Source organism: Agromyces bracchium (genome assembly GCF_009709675.1).
GTDB classification, from domain to species: domain Bacteria; phylum Actinomycetota; class Actinomycetes; order Actinomycetales; family Microbacteriaceae; genus Agromyces; species Agromyces bracchium.
Genome location: NZ_WMLB01000042.1, coordinates 64311 through 88144 on the forward strand (window position 1 = coordinate 64311; position 23834 = coordinate 88144).

At 72.8% G+C, this 23834-nt stretch carries 19 protein-coding genes; 8 read left to right on the forward strand and 11 right to left on the reverse strand.

The genetic code is table 11. The features are described from left to right. Positions 1 to 130: 130 nt before the first annotated feature. Entirely contained in the window at positions 131 to 1018 is an 888-nt protein-coding gene (locus GJ743_RS17330; RefSeq protein ID WP_155053155.1) for a bifunctional helix-turn-helix transcriptional regulator/GNAT family N-acetyltransferase, read from the reverse strand. 441 nt (positions 1019 to 1459) lie between these two features. Between GJ743_RS17330 and GJ743_RS17335 the strand changes: the two genes are divergently transcribed. Then, the gene (locus GJ743_RS17335; protein ID WP_155053156.1) at positions 1460 to 1666 is read left to right on the forward strand and encodes a hypothetical protein; all 207 of its coding nucleotides are present in this window, start codon (positions 1460 to 1462) and stop codon (positions 1664 to 1666) included. Positions 1667 to 1696: 30 nt separating this feature from the next. Here GJ743_RS17335 and GJ743_RS17340 read toward each other — a convergent pair whose 3' ends face one another. The 3 genes from GJ743_RS17340 to GJ743_RS17350 all read right to left on the reverse strand — a co-directional run bounded on the left by GJ743_RS17340 (position 1697) and on the right by GJ743_RS17350 (position 6388). Beyond that, positions 1697 to 2752 (reverse strand): DUF389 domain-containing protein, encoded by a 1056-nt coding sequence (locus GJ743_RS17340; protein WP_230386886.1) that lies wholly within the window; start codon positions 2750 to 2752, stop codon positions 1697 to 1699. Positions 2753 to 2967: 215 nt separating this feature from the next. Beyond that, positions 2968 to 5283, reverse strand: coding sequence for an immune inhibitor A domain-containing protein (locus GJ743_RS17345; protein ID WP_328289310.1), 2316 nt, complete (start codon positions 5281 to 5283; stop codon positions 2968 to 2970). A gap of 229 nt (positions 5284 to 5512) precedes the next feature. Next, positions 5513 to 6388, reverse strand: coding sequence for an SDR family oxidoreductase (locus GJ743_RS17350; RefSeq protein WP_155053157.1), 876 nt, complete (start codon positions 6386 to 6388; stop codon positions 5513 to 5515). A gap of 109 nt (positions 6389 to 6497) precedes the next feature. Between GJ743_RS17350 and GJ743_RS17355 the strand changes: the two genes are divergently transcribed. Further along, positions 6498 to 6860: a winged helix-turn-helix transcriptional regulator gene (locus GJ743_RS17355; protein ID WP_155053158.1), complete on the forward strand. Its 363-nt coding sequence runs from the start codon at positions 6498 to 6500 to the stop codon at positions 6858 to 6860. 261 nt (positions 6861 to 7121) lie between these two features. Then, the gene (locus GJ743_RS20290) at positions 7122 to 8771 is read left to right on the forward strand and encodes a helix-turn-helix transcriptional regulator (RefSeq protein ID WP_328289311.1); all 1650 of its coding nucleotides are present in this window, start codon (positions 7122 to 7124) and stop codon (positions 8769 to 8771) included. 31 nt (positions 8772 to 8802) lie between these two features. Here GJ743_RS20290 and GJ743_RS17365 read toward each other — a convergent pair whose 3' ends face one another. From GJ743_RS17365 to GJ743_RS17375, 3 genes are all read right to left on the reverse strand, one after another. Beyond that, the gene (locus tag GJ743_RS17365) at positions 8803 to 9231 is read right to left on the reverse strand and encodes an ester cyclase (protein ID WP_196217046.1); all 429 of its coding nucleotides are present in this window, start codon (positions 9229 to 9231) and stop codon (positions 8803 to 8805) included. Positions 9232 to 9319: 88 nt separating this feature from the next. Next, positions 9320 to 9754 carry a hypothetical protein gene (locus GJ743_RS17370; protein WP_155053160.1) on the reverse strand — a complete coding sequence of 145 codons (435 nt, stop codon included), beginning with the start codon at positions 9752 to 9754 and terminating at the stop codon, positions 9320 to 9322. A 98-nt stretch (positions 9755 to 9852) separates the two neighbouring features. Next, the gene (locus GJ743_RS17375) at positions 9853 to 10665 is read right to left on the reverse strand and encodes an MOSC domain-containing protein (RefSeq protein ID WP_155053161.1); all 813 of its coding nucleotides are present in this window, start codon (positions 10663 to 10665) and stop codon (positions 9853 to 9855) included. 134 nt (positions 10666 to 10799) lie between these two features. Between GJ743_RS17375 and GJ743_RS17380 the strand changes: the two genes are divergently transcribed. Further along, on the forward strand, positions 10800 to 11273 hold the full coding sequence (locus tag GJ743_RS17380; protein WP_155053162.1) for a GyrI-like domain-containing protein: 474 nt from the start codon (positions 10800 to 10802) through the stop codon (positions 11271 to 11273). A gap of 51 nt (positions 11274 to 11324) precedes the next feature. Then, a complete protein-coding gene (locus GJ743_RS19810) occupies positions 11325 to 14576 on the forward strand; it encodes a DEAD/DEAH box helicase (protein ID WP_230386887.1) in 3252 nt (1083 codons plus the stop codon). Here GJ743_RS19810 and GJ743_RS17390 read toward each other — a convergent pair. Next, a complete protein-coding gene (locus tag GJ743_RS17390; protein WP_230386888.1) occupies positions 14538 to 14915 on the reverse strand; it encodes a DUF4406 domain-containing protein in 378 nt (125 codons plus the stop codon). The two genes, GJ743_RS19810 and GJ743_RS17390, sit on opposite strands and share 39 nt — an antisense overlap. 47 nt (positions 14916 to 14962) lie before the next feature. Here GJ743_RS17390 and GJ743_RS17395 point away from each other — a divergent pair, with 47 nt between their 5' ends. Beyond that, positions 14963 to 15727 carry a DeoR/GlpR family DNA-binding transcription regulator gene (locus GJ743_RS17395; RefSeq protein ID WP_155053164.1) on the forward strand — a complete coding sequence of 255 codons (765 nt, stop codon included), beginning with the start codon at positions 14963 to 14965 and terminating at the stop codon, positions 15725 to 15727. Here GJ743_RS17395 and GJ743_RS17400 read toward each other — a convergent pair. Then, positions 15702 to 18488, reverse strand: coding sequence for a cation-translocating P-type ATPase (locus GJ743_RS17400; RefSeq protein WP_328289312.1), 2787 nt, complete (start codon positions 18486 to 18488; stop codon positions 15702 to 15704). The genes GJ743_RS17395 and GJ743_RS17400 overlap by 26 nt on opposite strands. An 83-nt stretch (positions 18489 to 18571) precedes the next feature. On the opposite strand from GJ743_RS17400, the gene GJ743_RS17405 reads away from it, so the two are divergent. After that, on the forward strand, positions 18572 to 20326 hold the full coding sequence (locus GJ743_RS17405; protein WP_155053165.1) for an acyl-CoA dehydrogenase family protein: 1755 nt from the start codon (positions 18572 to 18574) through the stop codon (positions 20324 to 20326). A 69-nt stretch (positions 20327 to 20395) separates the two neighbouring features. After that, positions 20396 to 20848 carry a methyltransferase family protein gene (locus GJ743_RS17410; RefSeq protein WP_155053166.1) on the forward strand — a complete coding sequence of 151 codons (453 nt, stop codon included), beginning with the start codon at positions 20396 to 20398 and terminating at the stop codon, positions 20846 to 20848. Between the two features lie 25 nt (positions 20849 to 20873). Here GJ743_RS17410 and GJ743_RS17415 read toward each other — a convergent pair whose 3' ends face one another. Further along, a complete protein-coding gene (locus GJ743_RS17415) occupies positions 20874 to 22325 on the reverse strand; it encodes a maltokinase N-terminal cap-like domain-containing protein (RefSeq protein WP_196217047.1) in 1452 nt (483 codons plus the stop codon). Positions 22326 to 22414: 89 nt separating this feature from the next. Continuing rightward, complete coding sequence (locus GJ743_RS17420; RefSeq protein WP_328289313.1) at positions 22415 to 23767, reverse strand: MFS transporter; 1353 nt, start codon at positions 23765 to 23767, stop codon at positions 22415 to 22417. Positions 23768 to 23834 lie beyond the last annotated feature (67 nt).

A 23834-nucleotide genomic window follows, 5' to 3' on the forward strand; every position in this document is an offset into this window, starting at 1 on the left:
GCGACCGCCGCGCGGCCCGAGTGCCGCGTTCCTGCAGCATGAGAATCCGGCCGATGCCTGCTCGGGCGGGCCTTCCACCCGGATCTTCATGCACCGCGCCCCAGCCCCGCGGCGATGGCCGCCGCCGCGGCTACGCGAGCCGCTTCTCGAACCAGAAGTCGGCGTACGGCTCGCCGTTGAAGTCGGGGATCTCGTCGTAGCCGTGCGACCGGTACATCGCGATCGCCTCGGTGAGCGTGCGATTCGTGTCGAGCCGGACCACGGCCGCCCCGAGCCGCACCGCGGCCGCCTCGATCTCGCGGAGCAGCCGCGCGCCGAGGCCCATCCCGCGGGTGCTCGCTGCGACCCACAGCCGCTTGATCTCCGCGGGATCGGCGCCGTGCAGCTTGAGGCCGACGCAGCCGACCGGCTCGCCGTGCAGGAATGCGACGAGGAACGTGCCGTGCGGCTCACGGAACTCGTCGTCGGGCGTCGGCCGGGTGTGCGCCGGATCGAAGCCGAGGTCGAAGCGGCTCGCGAGCTCGGTGAAGTAGGCGGCGACACTCGCGCGCGCCGCTGCATCGGCCGGGTCGACGGCGCGAACCTCGACGGCCGAGGCGGTCATGAGTCGCTCGACCTCGTCCATCGCGGAGAGCAGGCGCTCGCGCTGCCGCTCGGTGAGGGGGTCCAGGATGCCGCCGACGAGCGCGTCGGACGACCGGTCGAGCTCGGCGTGCTCCTCGACGCCCTCGGGGGTGAGCCGGGCGACCCGCACGCGTGAGTCATCGGGCGCGGGCACCACGTGGACGAGCCCGTCGCCCTCGAGCGCGCGAAGCTGGCGGCTGAGGTACCCCGAGTCGAGCTCGAGCCGTTCGCGCAGCGCGCGCAGCTCGGCGCCGCCCCCGTTCGTCGCCCCGATCTCCCAGAGCAGCCGTGACTGGCCGAGCGGTCGGCCTCGAGCGAGGTAGCCGTCGTCGAGCGCGCCGATCCGCTCCGTGACCGTGCGGTTGAAGCGCCGCACCCTGGCGATGTCGTCCATATCTCTGACTCTAGTCAGAGAATGCTCGCGGCGCACGTGCCGGGGCGCTCCGCCGAGCGTGCGTTCGCAGGATCAGCGGCGCGCTCGGTGCTCCAGGGCCGGCATGGCGCATGTGGTCCTGCGAACCCGGGGTGCGGGGCCGGGCACGCGGAGTGGGCGAGGCAGGGGTTGGGACGAGTTCGCAGGATCAACCGCGCGATGGGTGCTGCAGGGCCGGTATGGCACGTCTGGTCCTGCGAACTCGCGGCGGAGTGGGGAGGGTGCGTCGGGGCGAGTCGAGAAGGTGGAGGACACGAGCGCGAGCGGTCTGAGGTACCTCAGGCCGGCCTGAGCTGCCGTAGCCCCCGAAGATACGACACCCTCCCGATACATCCGACCCACCTCAGCGAGGAGTCTCTGTGCAGGTGGTCAGCCACCGCAGACCACGAAGGGATCGGGATCATGGACCTCGCACACGGCTTCCTCGCACAGCAGATGACCGCGCACGACCAGCGCAACGCCGAGTTCGCCGCGGAGCGCCGCAGCACCAGGGCGGAGCGGCGCGACGTCGCACGTGCCGAGCGTGCGGCACGCAAGGCCGGACGCGTCGCGGCACGCGCCGGCCTGCGAGCACGATCGCACCTCGGCCGACCGCGAAGCGCGCACTGAGCGCGCGATGCGCGCCGCGTACCAGGCCGCTCAGTCGCCGGCGTTCACCCGCACCGACGGGATCCACTCGACCTCGACGGTACTCGGGTCGACGCCGGCCGACGTCAGCCGGTCGGTGAGGTCCGCGACATCCGGTGCCTCGTCGCCGCCGGTGATGCGCACGAGGTACGACAGCGCCGAGACGTAGTCGACCGAGATCACGTCGAGGTCGCTCGTCAGCGCCCATGCCTCGGCGGCCTGCGTGATCGTCGACTGCTGGGTGTTCAGCGTGGTCGTGACCCAGGTCGACAGGCTCAGCGGGAGCGCCACGAGCACGAGCATCCCCGCGATCGCGATGTTCGATCGCTTGCGGTTCACGGCCTTCACGCCGGGCGGCGGGGGCTCGTGCCCGATGCGGCCCCACCGCTGCACCCGGTAGATCGCCATGATCACGACGCCGGTGCCGAGGATCGCCGCGACGTTCGCGATGAAGAGGAGGAGCGAGCCGATCGAGCTGCCGAAGTCGCCCGACTCGGCGGCGATGCCGACCACGACGAGCGGCGGCACGAGCGAGATCGCGATCGCGACGCCGGGCAGCGTGTCGGAGATGTCCTTGCGGACGAGCGCGATCGAGCCGACCGCGCCGGTGGCGAGCGCCGCGAGCAGGTCGATGAGGCCGGGGGTCGCGCGGGCGGCGACCTGCGAGTTCGTCTGCTCGGTGATCGGGGTCGCGGCGAGCAGGCCCACGCCGTAGCCGATCGCGATCGCCGCGGCCGCTCCGCCGATCATCATGAGCAGCGACAGCGTGAGGTTCCGCCGGTCGCCGAGCACGGTGGCGAGCATGGTGCCCTGGATCGGCAGCATCATCGGGGCGACGATCATCGCGCCGATGACGGTGGCCGTCGAGTCGCCGACGACGCCCGCCGCCGCGATCACCGACGAGAGCGAGAGCAGGATCCAGAATCGCTGGATCTTGCGTCGGCGCTTCGGGCCATCCAGGAACACCGACTCGCGCATGTGCTCGATGCTGTTGAGTGCGTCGGAGGGCGGGGGCGGGTAGACCGGCTCCTGCTCCGGCGACGGTTGCGCTGGCGGCGGCTGGGACATGGCGGCTCCTCGGCTCGACCGGGCGCGATGCCGGTGCTCAGCCGAGCGTACGACGGGCGGTGACGGATGCCGCGGCACGGCCGGGCGCGACCGCTCGTGTCGCGGCATCCGCCGTGCCCGCACGCGAAAGCGAGCCCCGCCCGCACGCGAAGCGGGCCCGCCCCCGAGGGGACGGGCCCGCCGTGTCATCCGCGTCGGATGGGCGCGAGTTCAGCTCACGGGTTGACGACGTGGACCGTCATCGTGCCGCCCGTGTTCTGCGAGGTCACGGTGACCTCGACGCCGTGGCCGGCGACCATGACGCCGCCGAGCGGGTTCGTCGAGCTGAAGAACGCGTCCTCGTCGGCGTCCGTGAACATCGGCGACTGCTGCGTCGTCCCGTCGGAGCCGACGGCGCCGACGTAGTCGACGGACTGGCCCTTGCCCTTGCCCGACAGGACCTCCTTGTGCAGGGTGACCGCGTCGATCGTCTGCAGGCCGAAGGTCGCGTCGAACGGCTGGCGGCGGTTGCTCGGGCCGGTGCCGTCGTCGTAGGTGAACTTCACCGGGTTCGCGTCCACCGGGAGCGCGAGGCCATGGCCCTCGTGCTCGATGGTGTTGTTGTCGCTGTACGCCTCGTCGATCGCCCACACGAGCATGCCGTCCTGGAACGGGAAGTGCTCGACGTGGTCGGGCTGCGTCAGTCCGCGGTCGAACTGGTACGGGCCGTGCTCGAGCGTGGCGTCGTAGTCGACGTAGGTGCGGTTCTCGACGAGGTAGTAGCGGTCGCCCTGGCTCGTCTCGGTGCCGGTGGAGCGCTTGAAGCCGCCGCCCGCGGCGGTCCAGCCGTTGTCGCCCGATTCGACGTCGTCGGTGAGCAGCGTGCTGCCGCCGTTCTTGATGACGATGTCGTCGAGGAACGCGCCGGCGTAGTGCACGCCGCCGTCGGTCTGGTAGCGGAACCGGAACTGCACCTCGCTGCCGCCGGGGACGCTGTAGCGCAGCGTCGACCAGCGCCCGCTGGACGAGCCGTCGAGCGGCTTGCCGACCTGGGTCCAGTTCGCGCCGCCGTCCGTCGAGTACTCGGCGTAGAGGTAGTCGTAGCCGGCCTCGATGTCGTACCACGCCTTGGCGGTGACCGTCGCCGACGAGACGCCGGTGAGGTCGAGGGTGCGGGTCAGCGTCGTGTTGAGGTCGTCGGCGCTGCCGGTCCACCAGGCGTAGGAGCCGGAGTTCGGCGCCGTGTACTGGCTCTCGATGCCCGCGTCGGGCACGTCGACGACGAGCGCCTGCTCCTGGTCGGCGACCTGGCGGGCCGCCGGGCTGAGCGTGAACTCGCCGGCGTCGCCGGCCCCCTCGTCCACGACCGCGTAGTCGAGCCAGCCGAGCTGGAGCTTCTCCCACGGGCCCATGTAGTTCGGCTTCGTGCCGATGTCCTCGCCGCCGTCGCCGAGCCACGAGCCGCTGGACATGAGGGTCCAGAACCCGGTCGAGTTCTCGCCGCCCGCGGTGTCGTAGAAGTCGGGCAGGCCGAGGTCGTGCGCGTACTCGTGCGCGAACACGCCGAGGCCGCCGTTCTCGGGCTCGACCGTGTAGTCGCCGATCCAGATGCCGGAGTCGCCGATCTCGGTGCCGCCGAACTTCACCTGCGTGTCGCCGACCGTCGGACCGGTCTGCCCGAAGTCGGTCGAGTTGACGTACCAGCGGTGCGACCAGATCGCGTCCTCGCCCTGGGCGCCTCCGCCCGCGTCCTCGCCCTCGCCGGCGTGCACGGCCTGGAAGTGGTCGAGGTAGCCGTCGGGCTCGTCGAAGTTCCCGTCGCCGTCGAAGTCGTAGCGGTCCCAGACGTCGAAGCTCGCGAGCTCGGCCGTGATCTCCTCGGCCGACGCGCCCGCCGCGACCCGCGACGCGTACCACGCGTCGGCCGAGTCGGCGATGAACTGCCAGGCGCCGCCATAGTCCTCGACGCTGTTGTCGCCGTAGGTCGAAGCGTTGCCGGGCACCTTCACCCAGTCGCTGACTTCGCCCTCGACGGTGTAGTTGCCCGACGACTGCTTCGAGTAGAAGTCGGCCATCGAGTTCTCGGGACCGAAGAACAGGTCGTCGTAGTAGGCGGTGTCGAAGTCGGCGCGCCAGTGCGTGCTGTTGTTCACCGTGCGGTCGGGCTCGGCGATCTCGTTGTGCAGCGGACCGGGCGTCGTGCCGAGCTTGCCGCTGCCCTGGTCGCCGAACTCGGCGAGGATCGTGAACAGGCGGCCGCTGCCGCTGACCGCCGCCTCGTAGTACTTGTCCTCGGCGACCTCGACGACGCCGTCCTCGCCGGGCGAGGCCTGTCCAGAGAGGATCAGCTCCTGCGCGGCCTTGCGGCGCTCGTTCTGCCGCTCGGTGAGCGGGCCGGGGCGGTTGTCGGGTCGGGCTTCGGCCGCGCGGGTCGAGTCGGTAGGGGAATCGTTCGCGGGAGCGGCGATCGCGGCCGGGCCGAAGGCGGCCCCGGCGACCATCGTCGCGCTCGCTGCGGTCACAGCGAGCCATCCGCGCGTGCGTTGCTTCACATGCGCTCCTAACAGGGAATTCGCCCGGGATTCCCGGGCAAGTGAGAGGGACGCTAACACGTCCCCCGGACGGGGGGAAGAGCCTGCGGGGGTCTTGACGAAGCCTCACGAATCGGGCAAGCGGATGTCGCAGCATCCGCCGCCCCGAGACGCGAGGTCGCACAAATCGCAGGTCCGGTTCGAATCGGACGTGGATTCGTGCGACCTCGCGCGGGATCGCCGAATGCGCTCAGGCGGCCGCGCGCTGCGCCTGGAGGAGGTCGCGGAGGGCCTCGACGAGCGGCGTCGTGGGCCGGCCGATGAGTCGGGAGAGCGTGCCGTCCGACTCCGCGAGGTCGCCCCGCGCGATGCCCTCGTCGATCGCCGCGACGAAGGTCGCGGTGCCCTCGTCGAGGCCGGCGGCGACGAGTGCGGCGACGCGCTCGGCCGGGCTCTGGTCGACGAACGCGACCTCGCGGCCGAGCACCTCGGATGCAGCGGTCGCGAGCTCGGCGAACGTCCACGGCTCGTCGCCGCCGAGCTCGTACACCTCCCCGACGTGGCCGTCCTCGAGGAGGACGACGGCCGCGGCCTCGGCGTAGTCGCGGCGGGGTGCTGATGCGACCCGACCCGAGCCCGTCGCGGCGGCGATCACGCCGGTCGAGGCCGCGACCGCGACATCCTGCGCGTAGTTCTCGGTGTACCAGTTGTTGCGGAGGATCACGGCCGGGATGCCGACCTCGGCGATGACCTCCTCGGTGCCTCGGTGCTCGGGCATGAGGACGAGCTCGCTCGTGGCGGCCTTCGGTCCGCTCGTGTAGGCGAGCTTGGCGACGCCGGCCGCCTTCGCGGCTTCGATGACGTTGCGGTGCTGGCCGACGCGCTCGCCGAACGCGGTGCCCGAGATCAGCAGCATCGAGTCGACGCCCTCGAGTGCCGGCGCGATGGTCTCGGGGCGTGCGTAGTCGAGTTCGACGGTGCGGATGCCTCGGGCGGCGAGGTCCGCGACCGCGGACGTGTCGCGCGCGGCGGCGACCACGTCGGCGGGGGAGGCGCCGTGCTCGAGCAGCGCCTCGATGACGAGGCGGCCGAGGTGGCCGGAGGCGGCGGTGACGAGGATGGTCATGGGGAACTCCGTTCGATCGGTTCCGACGGTGTCGGTTCGACTGGCACAACCGAGCGGATGCCGCATACCTTCCCTTCCGCAGGTACCCACTTTCACGTAAGGTACCAACATGGTGGTTAGTCTTGCGCAGATCCGGGCCGCCTCTGGCGAGGTCTTCCTCGAGGGGTGCCCGACGCGAGTGGTGCTCGACCACATCATGAGCAAGTGGGGCGTGCTCGTGCTGCTCGCCCTCACCGACGGCACCCTCCGCTGGGGCGAGCTGCGACGCGAGGTCGAGGGCATCAGCGAGAAGATGCTCGCCTCCACGCTGCGCACGCTCGAGGGCGATGGGCTCGTCGCCCGCACGTCGTACCCGGAGGTTCCGCCGAGAGTCGAGTACGCGCTCACCGACCTCGGCCGCGACCTCATGGACCGGATGCTCCCGCTCGTCGAGTGGGTCGCCGCGCACGCCGATTCGATCGTCGAGCGCTGACCGCTGCTCGGGCGATGTGCGCGATTCCGTCATGTGCAGCGTCGTGCACATGGCCGATCTGGGAGGCGCCGCCTGGGCGGGCGCGTCGGGCGCGTCGGGCGGGTCGGGCGCGACGGGTCGCCGCCCGCGCGAGGACTTGCCGCGCCGTCGGCGACGTCGTAGCGTCGCGCTCAGCGGCATCCGTGGCCGGCGACCGAACGCGGACCAGGTCTGGCCCGGGCGACCCGGATGCGGCCGGTCCGAGGTGAGGAGGCCGGGGCCGTGGACCGCGACGAGATCGATCGCCGCGCGGAGGATGCCGCGACGGCCGTTCGGGAGGCGCGCTGGGAGGACGCCCGGGACGCGTACGCCGACGTGCTCGCGTCGAGGCCGAGCGCCGACGCGCTCGACGGACTCGGCCGGGCACTGTGGTGGCTGGGCGAGACCGCGGCCGCGGTCGAGACCCGCACGCGCGCCTACGCGGCGTACCGGAGAGCCGGCAGGGATGACGAAGCCGTGCGGATCGCGACCTGGCTGGCGATCGAGCACGCCGCGACACCGGGTCGTGAGGCGATCAGCCGCGGATGGCTCGGCCGCGCCGAGCGGCTGGCGGCAGGCTCCGCCGCCGCCGTTCAGGGCCGGCTCGCCCTGGCACGCAGCGCGCTCGAGACCGACCCCGTCCGCATCGCGGACCTCGCCGACGCGGCCCTCGCCGCAGCCCGCGAGCGAGGCGACGCGGCGCTCGAGATCCGCGCCCTCGCGAGGTCCGGGCTCGGTCTCGTCCGTTCCGGCCGTTCCGCGGCGGGCATCGAGCGACTCGACGAGGCGATGGCCGCGGCGTCGGCGGGGGAGGCCGAGGAGCCGGAGGTCTTCGCCGAGACCTGCTGCGACATGGTCGCGGCGTGCGAGGAGACGCTCGACGGGCGTCGGCTCGAGCAGTGGGGCGGCGTCGCCGAGCGGTTCCTGCGGCTGCGGCCGCACCCGACCCTCCTGGGATTCTGCGGCTCGTGCTGTGCGGGCGTCCTCGCCGCACGCGGCGACACGAGCGGCGCCGAGCACTGGCTGACCTGGACCATCGAACGGCTCGAAGCGGGCGGCCACGCCGCGCGCTGCGTCGACCCGCGGGCCCGTCTCGCCGAGCTGCGCGTCGCCCAGGGGCGGCTCGAGGAGGCGGAGCGGCTCGTCACGGGGATCGAGGCACGGCCGGAATCGGTCCGGGCGATGGTCGCGATCCACCTCGCTCGCGGCGAATCCGGCGTCGCGTCATCCGTGCTGCATCGCCGGCTCGCGAAGCTCGGGCCCGATTCGATCGCCGCGATCCCGATCGGCGCGATGCTCATTCCCGTGCAGGTCGAGCGGCGCGACCTCCCAGGCGCGGAGGCGTCGGCGGCCCGCCTCCGGCGCCTCGCCGAGGAGTCGGGCGAGGAAGCGCACCGCGCGCTCGCCGAGCTCGGGACCGGACGTGTCGAGCTCGCGCGAGGCGACTCGTCGGCGGCGCTCGCCGCGCTCGGGGCCGCGGCCGAGCGCTACGACCGCATGGGCAGGCCGCTCGACGCCGCACGGGCCCGCGTCCTGCTCGGGCAGGCGCTCGCCGCCTCGGGCGATCCTGACTCGGCGGTCGCCGAGTCGCGCGCGGCAGCCGCGGCGCTCGACCACGCCGGCTTCGTCACCGAGGCCGATGCGGCGGACGCGTTCGCCCGGTCGCTCGGCGGGCGGGGACGTGTCGGGCCGAAGCGCGTCGGCACGCTCACGAAGCGCGAGCAGGAGGTGCTCTCGCTCGTCGCCGAGGGGCTGAGCAACGCCGAGATCGCCGAGCGCCTGTTCATCAGTCCGGCGACGGCCGGCCATCACGTGAGCAACCTGCTCGCGAAGCTCGGCGTGCGAAGCCGGACCGAAGCCGCGATGCACGCGCACCTGCTCCGATCCGGCTGATCCGGCCGATCCGGCGAGAGGGAACCGCCGCTCAGGCCGAGCCCACGGGTTCCTCGCTCGCGGCCTCGAATGCGCCGAGCTGGTTCATCAGGCCGAAGATGTCGGGCACCGCCCAGGACTCGGCGAGCAGCCCGCCCTCCACGCGGAAGATGTCGATCTCGTCCATGTCGACCCGCCGCCCCGTGGCCGGGATGCCGAGGAAGTCGCCGAGGTGCGTCGCCGTCGCGTGAACGCGGACGGTCACCTTGTCCCCGTCGGCGAGGAGTTCCTCGATCGAGACCTCTGCATCGGGGAACGCCGTGAACCAGAACGCGCCCTCCTCTCGCACGCCGTCGCGGCCGCGGCTGGACGACGAGTTGTCGACGAAGTCCTCCGTGACGAGGCTCGCCGCCGTCTCGAGGTCCTGCCTGCTCCACGCCTCGTAGAACCGGCGGACGATGTCGGTGTTCTCGCTGTTCATGATCGCTTCCTCCCTCATCGGGTCGTCATGCGACCACGGTCCCACCACCGCGCCTGCCGAGCATGGTGAGGATTCGCCATTTCCAGTCTCAGCCGACCGCAGCGGCGACGAGCTCGGCGAGTCGCGCCTCGACCGCGGGCGTCCAGGTGAGCACCGCGAACGACGTCGGCCACATCTCGCCGTCGTCGAGGTTCGCGCGGTCCTCGAACCCGATGGTCGAGTACCGCGCCTTGAACTTGACCGACGGCTGCATGAAGACGACGACCTTGCCCTCGCCGTTTGCGAACGCCGGCATGCCGTAGAACGTCTTCGGCACCAGTTGCGGCGCGACCTCCGAGACGACGCGGTAGAACCCCTCGCCGATCTCCCGGTCGCCGCCCTCCATCGCGTCGATCGCCTCGCGGATCACCTTTTCGCCCGCGGCACGGTTCTTCCCCGCCTTCGCCTCGGCGCGCAGCTCCTTCGCGCGGTCCTTGACGGCCTCGCGCTCGAACTCCGACAGTCCCTCGGTCTTCTCGGCCATGATGTCCTCCTCCACGATGTCGGGCCGGTTTCGGCTCCGGTCGTCACGCTACGCGGCGGCGTCGAGGACCGCTTCTCGATTCCTGCTCGATGCGGTGGTCAGTCGATCGCGACCTCGTCACCGACCGCGATGCGCGCACCGGCGTCGCCGTCGAGCTCGGGGATCAGCCGGACGCCGAACCACGTCGCGCCGTCCCACTTGCGGTGCCTCGCGAGGGTGCGGATCGGCTCCTTCCCGCGCGCCAGGGTGTCGGGGTCGATCGTCGTCATGACGCACCGGTCGCACACCTCGCCGAACCGGAAGCGCACGCCGCCGATGCGCACGCGCCGCCACGCGTCCTCGGCGAACGGCTCGTCGCCGTCGACGACGACGTTCGGACGGAACCGGACGACGTCGAGCGGCGGCACGTCATCGGGCGTCCACGCGTTCAGTTGCGCCAGCGACGCCTCGCTCGCGAGGAGCAGCGGTCCGGCGTCGGCGAGGCTCAGCCCCTCACCGGGCAGCCCGCCGTGCGCGGGGTTCACGGGCCGCTGGAGCGGATCGGGCTGCCAGACGAGCCGCAGCGGCATCCGCATGCGCTCGCTGAGCCACGCATCGGCCTCGTCGCCCGCGGGCATCGCCTCGCGCTGGCGCGAGTGGCCGACCGGGATCGGCGTCGCGTCGACGGGCGGGTCGACGCGAAGCGGCTCCGCGTCGCCGGCGCCGACGAGGAGGAGTCCGCCGTCGGAGAGCGGTTCGGCCGTGAGCCCGAGCAGCGCGTTGCGCTCGCGCGCGGTCACGGGCGTGCCATCCGGTTCGACGACGCCCCACCGCCGGTCGCCCTCGAGGCCCCAGGGGCGCACGACCGCCGAGGCCACGTCGCGACCCGCGAACGACTTGACCGGGTAGACGCGGAGCCGGGTCACCTGCATCCCGCCACGCTAGCCGACGCACGCGGTCGGGCCTCGACCCGTCGCGCTCCCGGCGAGGCCGCGGGACCGAAGCCCCGGACGCGACGCCGCGCGGCGGTGAGGCTGGTGCCGAGCATCGGCGAGAGGAGCGCGCCATGACCTACGACGTCCGAATCGTGGAGGCTCCGCGACGCGACCTCGCCGTGGTGCGGTCGCGCACGACGTTCGCGGAGATCCCCGCGTTCATGGCGACGGCGTTCGAGCGCGTCGCGGCTGTGCTCGGACCGCGAGGCCTCCTCGGCGACGGTCCGGCGGTCGGGCGCTACGCGGAGATGGACCAGGCGACGGGTGCCGTCACCGTGAGCGCGGGATTCGTCGTCGACGCGCCGATCGCGGCCGACGGCGACGTCGTGCCCGAGGTGCTGCCCGCGGTCGAGGTCGCCACCACGACGCACCTCGGCCCGTACGACCGGGTCTCCGAGGCGTACGACGCGATCGCCGCCGCGATGGCGCTGCACGGTCGCGAGCTCGACGAGTCGATGATGTGGGAGGAGTACTGGAGTCCGCCCGGGACGCCCGACGACGAGACCCGCACCGTCGTCTTCTGCCCGTTGCGGCCCGCGACCTGACCGCGCTCGCGCGCGAACCGATCGTCGGACGTGCGTGCGAGCATGGACGTCATGCCCGCCGACCGCACGCCCGACTGGCGCGCCGCCTTGGCGGGCCTCGACGCGACCGCCGCCGCGGTGGCCGATGAGACGACGACGGATGGCGGCCCGGCCCGCGGCACGGGCGACCTCCGGCCGCTCGGGCTCCAGTTCGAGTTGCGCCGCCGGGCCCAGCGCCGGAACGGCGAGTGGCGGGGCCCGCGCGACGAGCCCGCACGGCGGGCCTCTGGCGTCGACCGGCTCGCCGTCCGCCCGGTCGTGCAGGGCGCCCGCGGCGCCTGGGTCAAGAACGGCCTCACCTGGCAGAACATCGCCTACCAGGCCTCCGCCGCGGGCGTCGATCCGGCGCAGTCGCGGTGGTTCGCGCAGTTCGCGATGCTCAAGGGCACGACGCCGTCGGTGCACGTCTACGGCTCCGAGTGGATCACGGTCGACGAGTTCGAGAGCCCGCTGCTCTGGGCGCTCCTCGTCGAGGCGGGCCGGCTCGGCATCGCGCTCGTCGGCTCCGACGTCACGCCCGAGGTCGTGCTGCACGGCTCGGCGACGCTCGGGTTCGACGCCAGTCGTGCCGACGGCGACCTGGTGCTCGCGCCGACGCTGACGCTCGACGGCGAGCCGCGACCGCTCGGCGGCGCGGGCGCGGACTCGAGCGGCCGCGCAGGCGGCAGCAGCGGGGTCGGCATCCGCCCGATCGCCGCGCACGGCCTCTACCGATTCGACCTCGACGCCGGCCGCGTCGAGCTCGCGCCCGTGCCGTCAGGGCTGCGCGCCGCCGAGCTCTCGCTCCTCGACGCGCCCGAGCCGATCCGCGTGCCCGCAGCCGAGGTCCCCGAGTTCCTCGCCGCGCACGTCCATCCGCTCGCCCGCACGCTCGCGATCACGAGCCGCGACGCCACCTTCGAGCTCCCGCCCACGCCGCCGGCGACCCTCGTGCTCGACGCCCGGTACGAGCCCGACGACGTGCTGCGCCTCGCCTGGCGGTGGGAACGCGCAGACGGCCGCACGAGCGACGTCGACCCGGAGGCCGATCCCGACCCCGAGTATGACGACGACCTCGTCGCGCGCGTCGCCGACGAGCTCGGCTGGGTGCCGTTCGAGGCCGTACTCCTCCGCGGCATCGACGCGGCCGAGTTCTCGGTCGAGCGCATGCCGCGACTCGAGGCGCTCGCCGAGCGGAGCCCCAGCCCGTTCCGCATCGACGCGCGCGGCGAGCGACCCGACTACCGCGAGGCGACCGAACGGCCAGCGCTCGCGGTCTCCCTCGTCGAGAGCCGCAAGCGCGACTGGTTTGACCTCGGGGTCGTCGTGACGGTCGGGGGGCGGAAAGTCCCGTTCATGCCGCTCTTCCGCGCCCTCGCGACGGGCCGCAAGCGCCTCCTCCTCGTCGACAAGTCCTACCTGTCACTCGACCTGCCCGTCTTCGACGAGCTCCGCGACCTCATCGACGAGGCAGGCACGCTCGACGAGTGGGAGACGGGCGTGCGCATCCACCGCAGCCACGCGAGCCTGTGGGCCGACTTCGAAGACCTGGCGGATGTCGCGGAGCCCGCGCTCGCGTGGCGTGCAACGGTCGCGGGGCTCGAGCACGGCGACGTGCCCGACCTCCCGCCTCCGGCGGGCCTCGCGCTGCCGCTCCGCCCGTACCAGCTCGACGGGTTCAGGTGGCTCGCGTTCCTCCACGCCAACCGGCTCGGCGGCGTGCTCGCCGACGACATGGGCCTCGGCAAGACCGTGCAGTGCCTCGCGCTCGTGCAGCACGCGCTCGAAGCCGCACCCGGTGGTCGAGTAGCAGCCGGCGAGGCTGGCCGCGTATCGAGACCTCCCCACGCGCAGGGTCTCGATACGCCGGAACCTTCGGCCCCGGCTACTCGACCACCGGACGGACCGGACGTGCCGACCCGCCCGTTCCTCGTCGTCGCCCCCACCTCGGTCGCCTCGAACTGGGTGCGCGAAGCGGCGAGGTTCACGCCGGGGCTGCGCGTGGCATCCGTCACCGCGACGACCGCGAAGCGACGCCGGTCGCTCGGCGAGGTCGTCGCGAACGCAGACCTCGTCGTCACGACCTACGCCGTCCTCCGGCTCGAGGCCGAGGAGTTCGGCGAGCTCGAGTGGGGCGGGCTGATCCTCGACGAGGCGCAGTTCGTGAAGAACGCGGCGACGCGCGTGCACGAGGCCGCCCGAGGCATCCGTGCCCCGTTCCGCATCGCGGTGACCGGCACGCCGCTCGAGAACCACCTCGGCGAGCTCTGGTCGATCCTGCGGATCGTCGCGCCCGGGCTGTTCCCCTCACGGCGCGCCTTCGACGAGCGCTACCGCCGGCCCATCGAGGAGGACCGCAACGGCGAGCGACTCGACCGGCTGCGCCGCCGCATCCGCCCGCTCATGCTGCGCCGCACCAAGGAGGCCGTCGCCCCTGAACTGCCGCCCAAGCAGGAGCAGGTGCTCGAGGTCGACCTCGCACCGGAGCACCGGCGGCTCTACGACGTCGTGCTGCAACGCGAGCGGCAGAAGCTGCTGGGCCTCGTCGACGACCTCGACCGGCAGCGGTTCATCGTCTACCGTTCGCTCACGCTGCTCCGCCTACTGGCACTCGACGCGAGCCTCGTCGACGCCGCGCGGCACGCCGGCATCCCGTCCGCGAAGCTCGACGCGCTCTTCGAGCAGCTCGAGGACGTGCTCGCCGAAGGCCATCGCGCGCTCGTGTTCAGCCAGTTCACGACCTTCCTCGACAGGGTGGCCCAACGGCTGGATGCCGCGGGCGTGCCCTACGCGCACCTCGACGGGTCGACGCCCGCGCGCCGCCGAGACGTGGAGGTCGCGCGCTTCCGCGCGGGCGAGGCATCCGTCTTCTGCATCAGCCTCAAGGCCGGCGGGTTCGGGCTGAACCTCACCGAGGCCGACTACGTCTTCCTCATGGACCCGTGGTGGAACCCCGCGAGCGAAGAGCAGGCGGTCGATCGGGCCCACCGCATCGGACAGGACAAGCAGGTCATGGTGTACCGGCTCGTCGCCGCGGGCACCATCGAGCAGAAGGTCATGGAGTTGAAGGCGAAGAAGGGCGAGCTCGCGGCATCCGTGCTCGATGACGACGCCGACGCCGACGCATCCGCCGGGGCGCGACTCGACGTCGCCGAGCTGCGCGCGCTGCTCGACGGCGACAGCGACGGCGAGGGCGACGGCGACGGCGAGGGCGACGGCGACGGCGACGGCCCGCGCGCCGCCGCGTCACCCGTGCGACGTCGCGCCCGGGACCTCGTCGAGTGAGTGGTAGACGGGGATCCCGCGCTCGCGGGCGATCGCGACGTCCTGGTCGGCGCCGCGGGACTCGCCCGGAAGGCGGAGCACCGCGTCGCAGTGCTGCAGCAGGCGCTCGGCGGTCGGGTACATGACCTCGGCCGCGAGCGGGTCGGTCGGCCCGCTCGCGCCGGCGCTCGACAGCACGGGGAGGGCGACCCACTCCCCGATCATCGGCACGTGGCCGGCTCGGAAGATGGGCCAGGCCGCTTCCTCGAGTCGTTCGAGGTTGCGTGCCATGAGCTCGGGGTCGCCGCCCGTGCCCGAGGCATAGGGTCCGGCGATCAGGATCAGCATCGGTGCGTTCATGTCGGGCATAATAGCGAAGAAACGTGCAAGAACAGGAAGGAATCGGAATGCTCGCCGCCGCGCGCAAGTACCTGCTGCTCGAACGGCTCCGCCGGGACGGCCGCATCGTCGCGAAGGAGATCGCCGCCGAACTGGGCCTCTCGGAGGACAGCATCAGACGAGACCTCCGCGAACTCGACCATGCGGGCCTCGCCGTGCGCGTCTACGGCGGTGCGCTTCCCGCATCGCCGGCGGTCGCCGACTACGCGAGCCGCATGTCGGTGGCGCCCGAGAGCAAGCTGCGCGTCGCCGCGGCGGCCGTCGCGCTCATCGAGCCGGGCGCCACCGTGATCCTCGACGGCGGCACGACGACGCGGGCGATGGTCGACGCCCTGCCGACGACGCTCGAGTGCACGGTCATCACCCACAGCCCGACGATCGCTGCGGCGCTGCTCGAGCACACCGCAGAGGTGTTCCTCATCGGCGGACGCCTCTTCAAGCACTCCGCCGTGGCGAGCGGTGCGGCGGCGGTCGAGGCGGCGAGCCGGGTCAGCGCCGACCTCTTCTTCCTCGGCGTCACCGGCGTCCACGCGACCGAGGGGCTGACCACCGGCGACCCGGAGGAGGCGGCGATGAAGCGCGCCCTCGCGTCACGCGCGGCCGAGACCTACGTCCTCGCGAGCGAGGAGAAGGTCGGCACCGCCTCGCGGTACCGCGTCCTTCCCATCGAGGGCGTGGCCGGGGTCGTCACCGACGCGGACCACACCGATCCGACGATGCGCGACCTCGCGGCGGCCGGCATCCGCCTCATCCACGCCGGCGGTCGGCGCTGACCTCGGCGGGCGCCCCGACGTCCCCGGCCGCGAGCCGCTCCCGCTCGGTTGCGCGCAGCCGCCGGATCCACTTGTCGCCCTCGACCGCCACCACGACGAAGAGCAGCAGCACGATGCACTCGAGCCACTGCCATCCCGTGAGTGAGACGGTGCCGAGCAGCCGCTGCAGGAAGCCGAGCTCGGTCGAGAGCACGATGATGACGACCGGCCACACCAGGAACTTCGAGATCGCCGCGATCGGCGGCACGAGGCCCGACTCGGGGGAGCGCCGCATGAGCAGGGCGCTCAGCACCGTCCCCAACCCGACCACGACGTACGCCATCGTCATCGACGCGGTCGGTTCGGTCGCACTCGGCACGTCGGGCCCGAGCACCAGCGGCACGAGCGTGACGAGGAAGATCACCGCGCCGTAGCCGAGCCACTCGGCCACCGAGTGCGGGTTCACGATGCCGAGCTTCGGGTTCCGCGGCGGTTCCTGCATCGTCGCGGGCGGCGCCGCGTCGGCCGCGATGCCGAGCACCGCGAACAACGTGACGAAGAAGTTCAGGAACAGCACCTGCGTGGGGAACAGCGCGACGCCGTCGGCGATCTGGAACGCGCTGGCCGCGAGGAAGAGCAGGATGAGGCTGATCAGCTGCGTCATCTGGAACCGCAGGTAGGCGGTGATCTTCGCGTAGACGATCCGGCCGAGCTCGACCGCGTGCACGAGCGTCGAGAAGTTGTCGTCCGTGAGCACGAGCTTCGCCGCCTGCTTGGTGACCTCGGACCCCGACCCCATGGCGACGCCGACGTCGGCCTGCTTGATGGCGGCCGCATCGTTGACCGCGTCCCCCGTCATCGCGACGATCTCGCCCTGCGCCTGGAGAAGGCGGACGAGCCGGAGCTTGTCGTCGGGCGTGACCCGGCCGAACACGTGGAGGTCGGGCAGGCGTCGCGTGAGTTCCTCGTCGCTCATGGCCTTCAGGTCGGCACCGCTCACCGCGCCCGCGCCGAGTCCCAGCTCGCGGCCGATCGCGCCCGCCGTGACCGCGTGATCACCCGTGATCATGCGCACCTCGATGCCGGCGCTCGCCGCGACCTCGACGGCGACCTTCGCCTCGGGGCGGAGCGGATCGACGATGCCCACGAGCCCGATGAGGGCGAGCTCCTGCACCCACGACATCGGGTCGGCGGCGACCCGGCCCTCGTCGGCGTCGTCGACGAACCGGGCCGCGAAGGCGAGGGTGCGCAGGCCCGTCGCGGACATGTCCTCGAGCTCCGCGGTCGCCGCGTCGACGTCGACGGGCACGAGCTCGCGCTCGGTCGTGAGCATCGTCGCGCAGCGGCCGAGCACCACGTCGGGCGCGCCCTTCACGAGCAGCACGAGCCGCAGCTCGCCGCGCACGGGCATCCGCTGCAGCGTGGCCATGAACTTGTAGTCGGAGTCGAACGGCACCTCGGCCAGGCGTGGATAGTCCCGGCGCGCGGCATCCGCATCGATGCCGAGCTTCGCGCCGAGCACGATGAGCGCGGCCTCGGTCGGGTCGCCCACGACCTCCCCGGCGGCCGAGACGGTCGCGTCGTTCGGCAGGCTGATCGCGAGGCCGAGCGTCGCGGCCTCGACCGGTTCGTCGGTCGCGCCGAGCATGCGGCCGTCGAACGAGTACCCCTCGCCCGTGACGCGGAAGTGGTCGCCGCCCATCCACGCCGTGCGCACGGTCATCTCGTTCATCGTGAGCGTGCCGGTCTTGTCGGAGCAGATCGCGCTCGTCGCGCCGAGCGTCTCCACGTCGTTCAGCGACGCGACGATCGCGCGCTGGTCGGCGAGCTTCGACGCACCCCACGAGAGCAGGCTCTGCACGAAGACCGGCAGGCCGGTCGGGATCGCGGAGATCGCGACGGCGGTGCCGAGGAACAGCAGTTCGGTGACGCTCTGACCGCGCACCGCGCCGATCACGATGATGACGAGCACGGCGCCCCACGCGATGATGCCGAGCACCTTCGTGAGTCCGTCCAACTCGCGCTGCAGCGGCGACTTGCCGGAGCCGACCTCGGTGAGCATCGACGCGATGCGGCCCATCTGGGTGCGCATGCCGGTCTCGACGACGAGCATGCGCGCGGTGCCGCGCGTCACCGAGGTGTTCTGGAACACCATCGACGTGCGATCGGCCAGCGCGGTGCCGGTGTCGTTCGGCGTCGGGCTCTTCGCGATGGGCAGCGACTCGCCCGTCAGCGCGGATTCCTGGGTCTCCAGGTTCGCCGCCCGGAGGATCCGGCCGTCGGCGGGGACGAGGTCGCCCGCCTCGAGGTCGACGAGGTCGCCCGGCACGAGCTCGGTCGCGTCGACCTGCCGGATCGACCCGTCGCGCACCACGCGCGCCTGCGGGGTCTGCAGCTTGGCGAGGGCGTCGACGCTGCGCCGCGCCTTCAGCTCCTGCCGCGTGCCGCTGACCACGTTGTAGAGCACGAGGATCCCCACGACGATCGCCGTCGAGACCTGCCCGATGAGGAGCGACACGATCGCGACCGCGATGAGCATGAGGGTCATCAGCTGCGTGGTCTGGATGAGGGCGATGCGCCACGCGTTCGGCGGCGGCGCGCTGACGAGCGCGTTCGGCCCGACGTCGGCGAGCCGCGAGGCCGCCTCCGGCGCGGCGAGCCCGCGCGAGCCGTCGCTCCTCGCCTCGGCGAGCGCCTCCTCCGGCGGCAGCGACCACCAGGCGGTGCCCTCCTCGTCGGCCGGCTGCGCGTGCGATGCCTCTGGCTGCGTGTCGATGCTCACCGGACCCCCTCGCCGAACTCGTCTGGCCACACCCTAGCGGCGCGGCGCACGGGGCACAGCAGAATGGACGGCGGAGGTCGACGATGATCACGCACGAGGTCCAGAACCAGCCGCCGCCCCGCGAGGGCATCGACGAGTTCGCCGCGAACGTCCCGCTCGTCGAGGCGGTCGCCCGATGCGGGACCCCGGCGTTCCCCGCGGGCATGAGCAGTGAAGCGGATGCCGCTCCGCCGGCGCTGCACGACCTCGGCCGACTGGTCGGCGGCGCCGACTTCCAGCGCGATGCCGAGCTCGCGAACACGAACCCGCCGCGACTCGTCACGCACGACCGGTGGGGGAACCGGATCGACGAGATCGAGTACGACGAGTCGTACCACCGCATCATGGCCGCCGCGATCGCCGCCGGCGCGCACACCTCGGCCTGGGCCGACCCGCGTCCGGGCGCGAACGCCGACCGCGCCGCGGCATTCCTCCTGCTCGCGCAGGTCGAGCCCGGGCACGCGTGCTCCGTGTCGATGACGCACGCCGCGGTCGCGACGCTCGAGCACGCGGCCCCCGGGTTGCAGGCCGAGTGGATGCCGCGGCTGCTGAGCCGCGCGTACGAGCCCGGGCTCGGCGCCGGCTCCCCGGTTGCCGACGACACCGGCGGCACCGGTGGCGGCGCCGGCGGGCCCGGCGCGCCCGCCACGGCGCCCAAGCCCTCCGCCCTCGTCGGCATGGCGATGACCGAGAAGCAGGGCGGGTCCGACGTGCGCGCGAACACGACCCGGGCCGTGCCGCGCGCTGGCAGCGGCATCCGCTCGGAGTGGGGCGCGGAATACGGCCTGACCGGCCACAAGTGGTTCTGCAGCGCGCCCATGAGCGACGCGTTCCTCGTGCTCGCGCAGGCGCCGGGCGGGCTGTCGTGCTTCTTCGTGCCGCGCGTGCTGCCCGACGGCACGCGCAACGTGTTCCGCATCCAGCGGCTGAAGGACAAGCTCGGCAACCGGTCGAACGCCTCGAGTGAGATCGAGCTCGACGACACGCTCGGCTGGCTCGTGGGCGAGGAGGGCCGCGGCGTCGCGACCATCGTGCAGATGGTCACCCGGACGCGGCTCGACTGCGTGATCGGCACCGCCGCGGGCATGCGGCAGGCGGTCGCCGAGGCCGCGTGGCATGTGCGCCACCGCCGCGCATTCGGCTCCCTCCTCGTCGACCAGCCCGCGATGGCGGCGGTCGTCGCCGACCTCGCCCTCGAGTCGGAGGCGGCGACGCTCACCTCGATGCGGCTCGCCCGCGCGTACGACGTCGACGCGACCGAGTCCGAGCAGGCCTTCCGTCGGCTCGCGACCGCGGTCGCCAAGTTCCAGGTCTGCAAGCGCGGGCCCGACCACGCCGCCGAGGCGCTCGAATGCCTCGGCGGCAACGGCTACACCGAGGCCTTCCCGCTCGCGCGCCGCTACCGCGAGCAGCCGCTGCTCGCGATCTGGGAGGGCTCTGGCAACGTCATCGCGCTCGACGTGCTGCGCGTGCTCGCGCGAGAACCCGAGTCGTTCATGGCCTTCTTCGACGTCGTCGGCGAGGCCGCGGGCGAGCATCCGGCATTCGACCTCGCGCTCGCCGAGGCGCGCGCCGTCGTGGGCGAGGTGAGCGGGGCGGATGCCGCGACCGCCGCCCTTCGCGCGCGAGAGCTCACCGAACGGCTCGCGCTCGTGCTCCAGGCGTCGCTGCTCGTGCAGCACTCGCCGGGCGCCGTCGCCGACGCGTTCGTGCGGTCGCGGCTCGAGGGCGACGGCGGGTCGATGTACGGCGCGCTGCCGCCGGGCGTGGATGTCGCGGCGATCCTCGAACGCGCCTGATCGGCGCCCGCCGCGGCGGGCGGAGCAGCCTCCGTGGCGGGCGTTCGCCCGACGCGAGAGGATGTCGGGGTGAGGGACCGCGCGAACTGGCTCGTCGTCGCCCAGTTCGTGCTGCTCGCGCTGCTGCTGCTGCCGGGCGCCCCGCTCTGGGCCGGGCAGCAGGCGACCGTGCTCGCCGTGCTGCTCGTCATCACCGGGCTCGTGCTCTCGGGCGCGGGCGTGGTCGCGCTCGGCCGCGACCTCGTGCCCTGGGTGGCGCCGCGCGAGGGTGCGACGCTGCGGACCGACGGCGTCTTCCGACTCACCCGCAACCCGATCTACGTCGGGCTCCTCATCGCCACGGCCGGCTGGGTGATCTGGCGGGCCCGCATCGAGCTCATCGTCGTATGGGTCCTCCTCGCGGTCGTGCTCGTCGTGAAGGCGCACCTCGAGCAGCATCGACTGCTCGACCGGTTCGGCGACGAGTACCGCGAGTACGCCGACCGCACGCCCCTGCTGCTCTGGGCCCGCGGCATCCGCTGAGGCGCGCCCAGCGTTTCGCGGCGGGCTACGCGCCCGGCGCGCCGGAGGGCGCGGACGGGGCATCCGTCGCCTCCGGCGAGGCCTGCAGCGGGCCGGTCTCGAGCAGGTGCTCGATCGCGCGCAGCGGGATCGGCGCCCAGTCGGGCCGGTTGCGCGTCTCGTAGATCGCCTCGTACACGGCCTTGTCGAGCTCGAACGCCGCGAGCAGGTCCTGGTAGACGGTGAGGTCCATGCCTGAGGCGGCGACGTACCCGTCGATGAAGGCCTGCCGGGCGGATGCCGCCCACGCGCGTGCGTCGGCGGCGCGCGCCGGGCGCCCGAGCTCGGTCGCCCCCGCGACGTAGTCGAACGATCGGAGCATGCCGGCCACGTCCCGCACGGGCAGGTCGGGCCGTCGGCGCTCGGCCATGGGGCGCATCGGCTCGCCCTCGAAGTCGAGCAGGAACCAGCCGCGGTCGGGCGCGAGGATCACCTGGCCGAGGTGGAGGTCGCCGTGCACGCGCTGGAGGTCGGGCCATGCCCCGGCTTCTGCACGTGCGTAGAACGACTCGATCGCATCGCGGAGCGGCTCGAGCGCCGGGACCTCGGCCACCGCGATCGCGAGCCGACGGCGCCAGGCCGCCGCGATGGCGGCGATGAGGTCGGGCGAGGCGGGCTCGCGCCCGAAGCTCGCGCCGAGCGACGCGTGCACCTCCGAGACGGCGACGCCGAGCGCGCGTGCCTCGGCCGTGAAGTCGCGTGCGGATGCCGCGGAGAGCAGTGCCACGCGCCACGCGTCCTCCACGCCCGGGAGGAACTCCTGCGCGAACGCCAGGTGCCCGTGGGCGCGGCCGTCCGCACGACCGACGTCGTCCCACTCGCCGAGCACGTCGCCGACGACCGGGGGGATGTGCGGGGACCCGGCGATCCCGAGCGCGGTCTGCAGGGTGACGTCGGGGTTGTCGCCATGGTGGAGCTGGCGGAACACCTTGCAGATCACGGGCGGCGCACCATCGGGCCGGAACACGATCGACGTGTTCGACTGCTCGCCGCCGAGGACGCTCGCCGCGACGCGAGTCGCGGGCGCCGCGGCATCCGCCACGACGCGCCGACCATCGGGCGTGCGCACCGCCGGGTGCCCCATTGCCGCTGCGCCGTGGGCGACGGCGCGACCACCACTCCGGATCAGCTCGAGCAGGCCGTCGGTGAACGCCGGGTCGTGCGGGCCGTCGTACAGGCGGGTGCCGTCCTCGAGCATGCCGATCAGGTGGGCCTCGCCGTCGGGCGCGTCCGTCGGCCGCTCGACCACCGGCACTTGGTACAGCACGGGCGGGTCGGCGGCGTCGTCCATGACCAGCAGCGAGATCGCGCGGACGCCGGGCTCGGCGACGGGCAGCTCCCAGGCGCCGATCCGCCGCAGCGCCGGGGTCCGGCCCTTGCCGCCGTACCAGCGCTGTTCGGGCATCCATGCGGCGATCGCGGCCAGCGCGCTGTCCATGCCTGAACGATATTGCCGTGGGCGGGCACCGTCGAGGCGCCACGCGTCCGCCGCCCCCGGACGGGGCACGTCATCCGTCGCCGGCTCGGTCAGGGCAGGCGGTCGGTGCCGCGGTCGCGGCGTCGCGATCGGGGCTCGTCGAGGCCGACGTGGATGCGCGTGCGACGTCGCTCGATGACGATGAACAGGCTGCCGAGCGCCCACAGCGGCAGCTGCGTCAGGAACGCGATGCGGAACGCGTCGAGCGTGTACGTCGCGGGCGTGCCCGCGCCCTGCGCGTCCATCGCGATGCCGATCAGGAGGATGGCGAGGAGCGCCGCGAGGAAGCCGCCCACGTTCGTGATGCCCGTCGCGGTGCTCAGGCGATGGCTCGGATTGAAGGTGCGCGCGTGGTCGAAGCCGATCATCGATCCAGGGCCGCCGGTGCTCATCGCGAACGCGAGGGCGAAGAGCAGCCAGAGCGGCGCCGGCCCCGGCCAGAGGATCACGGCGAGCCATGCGACGACCTGGATGCCGATCACAGGGAGCACGAGCAGGCGCGAGCGGTTGGTGGGATGGCGGATCGAGAGCGCCCCGATCACTGGGCCGACGAGGATGCCGAAGACGACGTAGACCGTGAACAGGAGCGACGCCATCGCCGGCGTGAGGCCCTCGCCGACGGTGAGGAACGGGAAGCCCCAGAGCAGCACGAAGGCGGTGCCCGAGAACGGGGTCGTGAAGTGCGACCAGAACGCCAGCCGGGTGCCCGGGTGCGCCCACGACTCGCGGAAGCCCTGTCGGAGGTCGGCGGACGAGCGGACGACGTGGATGGCACCCGTGACCGTGTCGACCGAGACGTCCTCGACGCGACCCGGTGGTCGGTTGCGGATCACCGCGAACGTCAGCACGGTGAACAGCGCGCCGAGGCCCGCGAGCGAACCGAACGCGATGGTCCAGCTCGTCGCGTGCAGCAGGGCGGCGAGCGGCAGCACCGCGAGGATCTGCCCCGACTGCCCGACGAGCCCCGTCACCTGGACCATGAGCGGCGCCTGGCGCTCGGGGAACCAGACCGCGATCACGCGGAGCACGCTCGGGAAGACCGCCGCGTCGCCCGCGCCGAGCAGCATGCGGGCGAAGATCGCCCAGCCCACGTCGGGCGCGAAGGCGAGCACGAGCTGGCCGACCGCCATGAGGGCCATGCCCACGGTGATGATCGGTCGCGCGCCGAACCGGTCGAGCAGGAGGCCCACCGGGATCTGCATGCCGCCGTAGACCGCGAGCTGGATCACGGCGAACATCGACAGCGTGGACGCGTCGGCGTCGAACCGCACCGCGGCGTCGACGCCGACCGCCGAGAGCGACGAGCGGTTCGTGACCGAGACGATGTAGGCCGTCACCCCGACACCCCATACCAGCCACAGGCGCCACGTCGGGGCGATGGGGAGCGGGGTGGGGATCGTCACGGCCCTTCGAGGCTACCCTGCGGCCGGGTGCCGGACGCGACGGAGCCCGGGGCCGGATTGCGTCCGA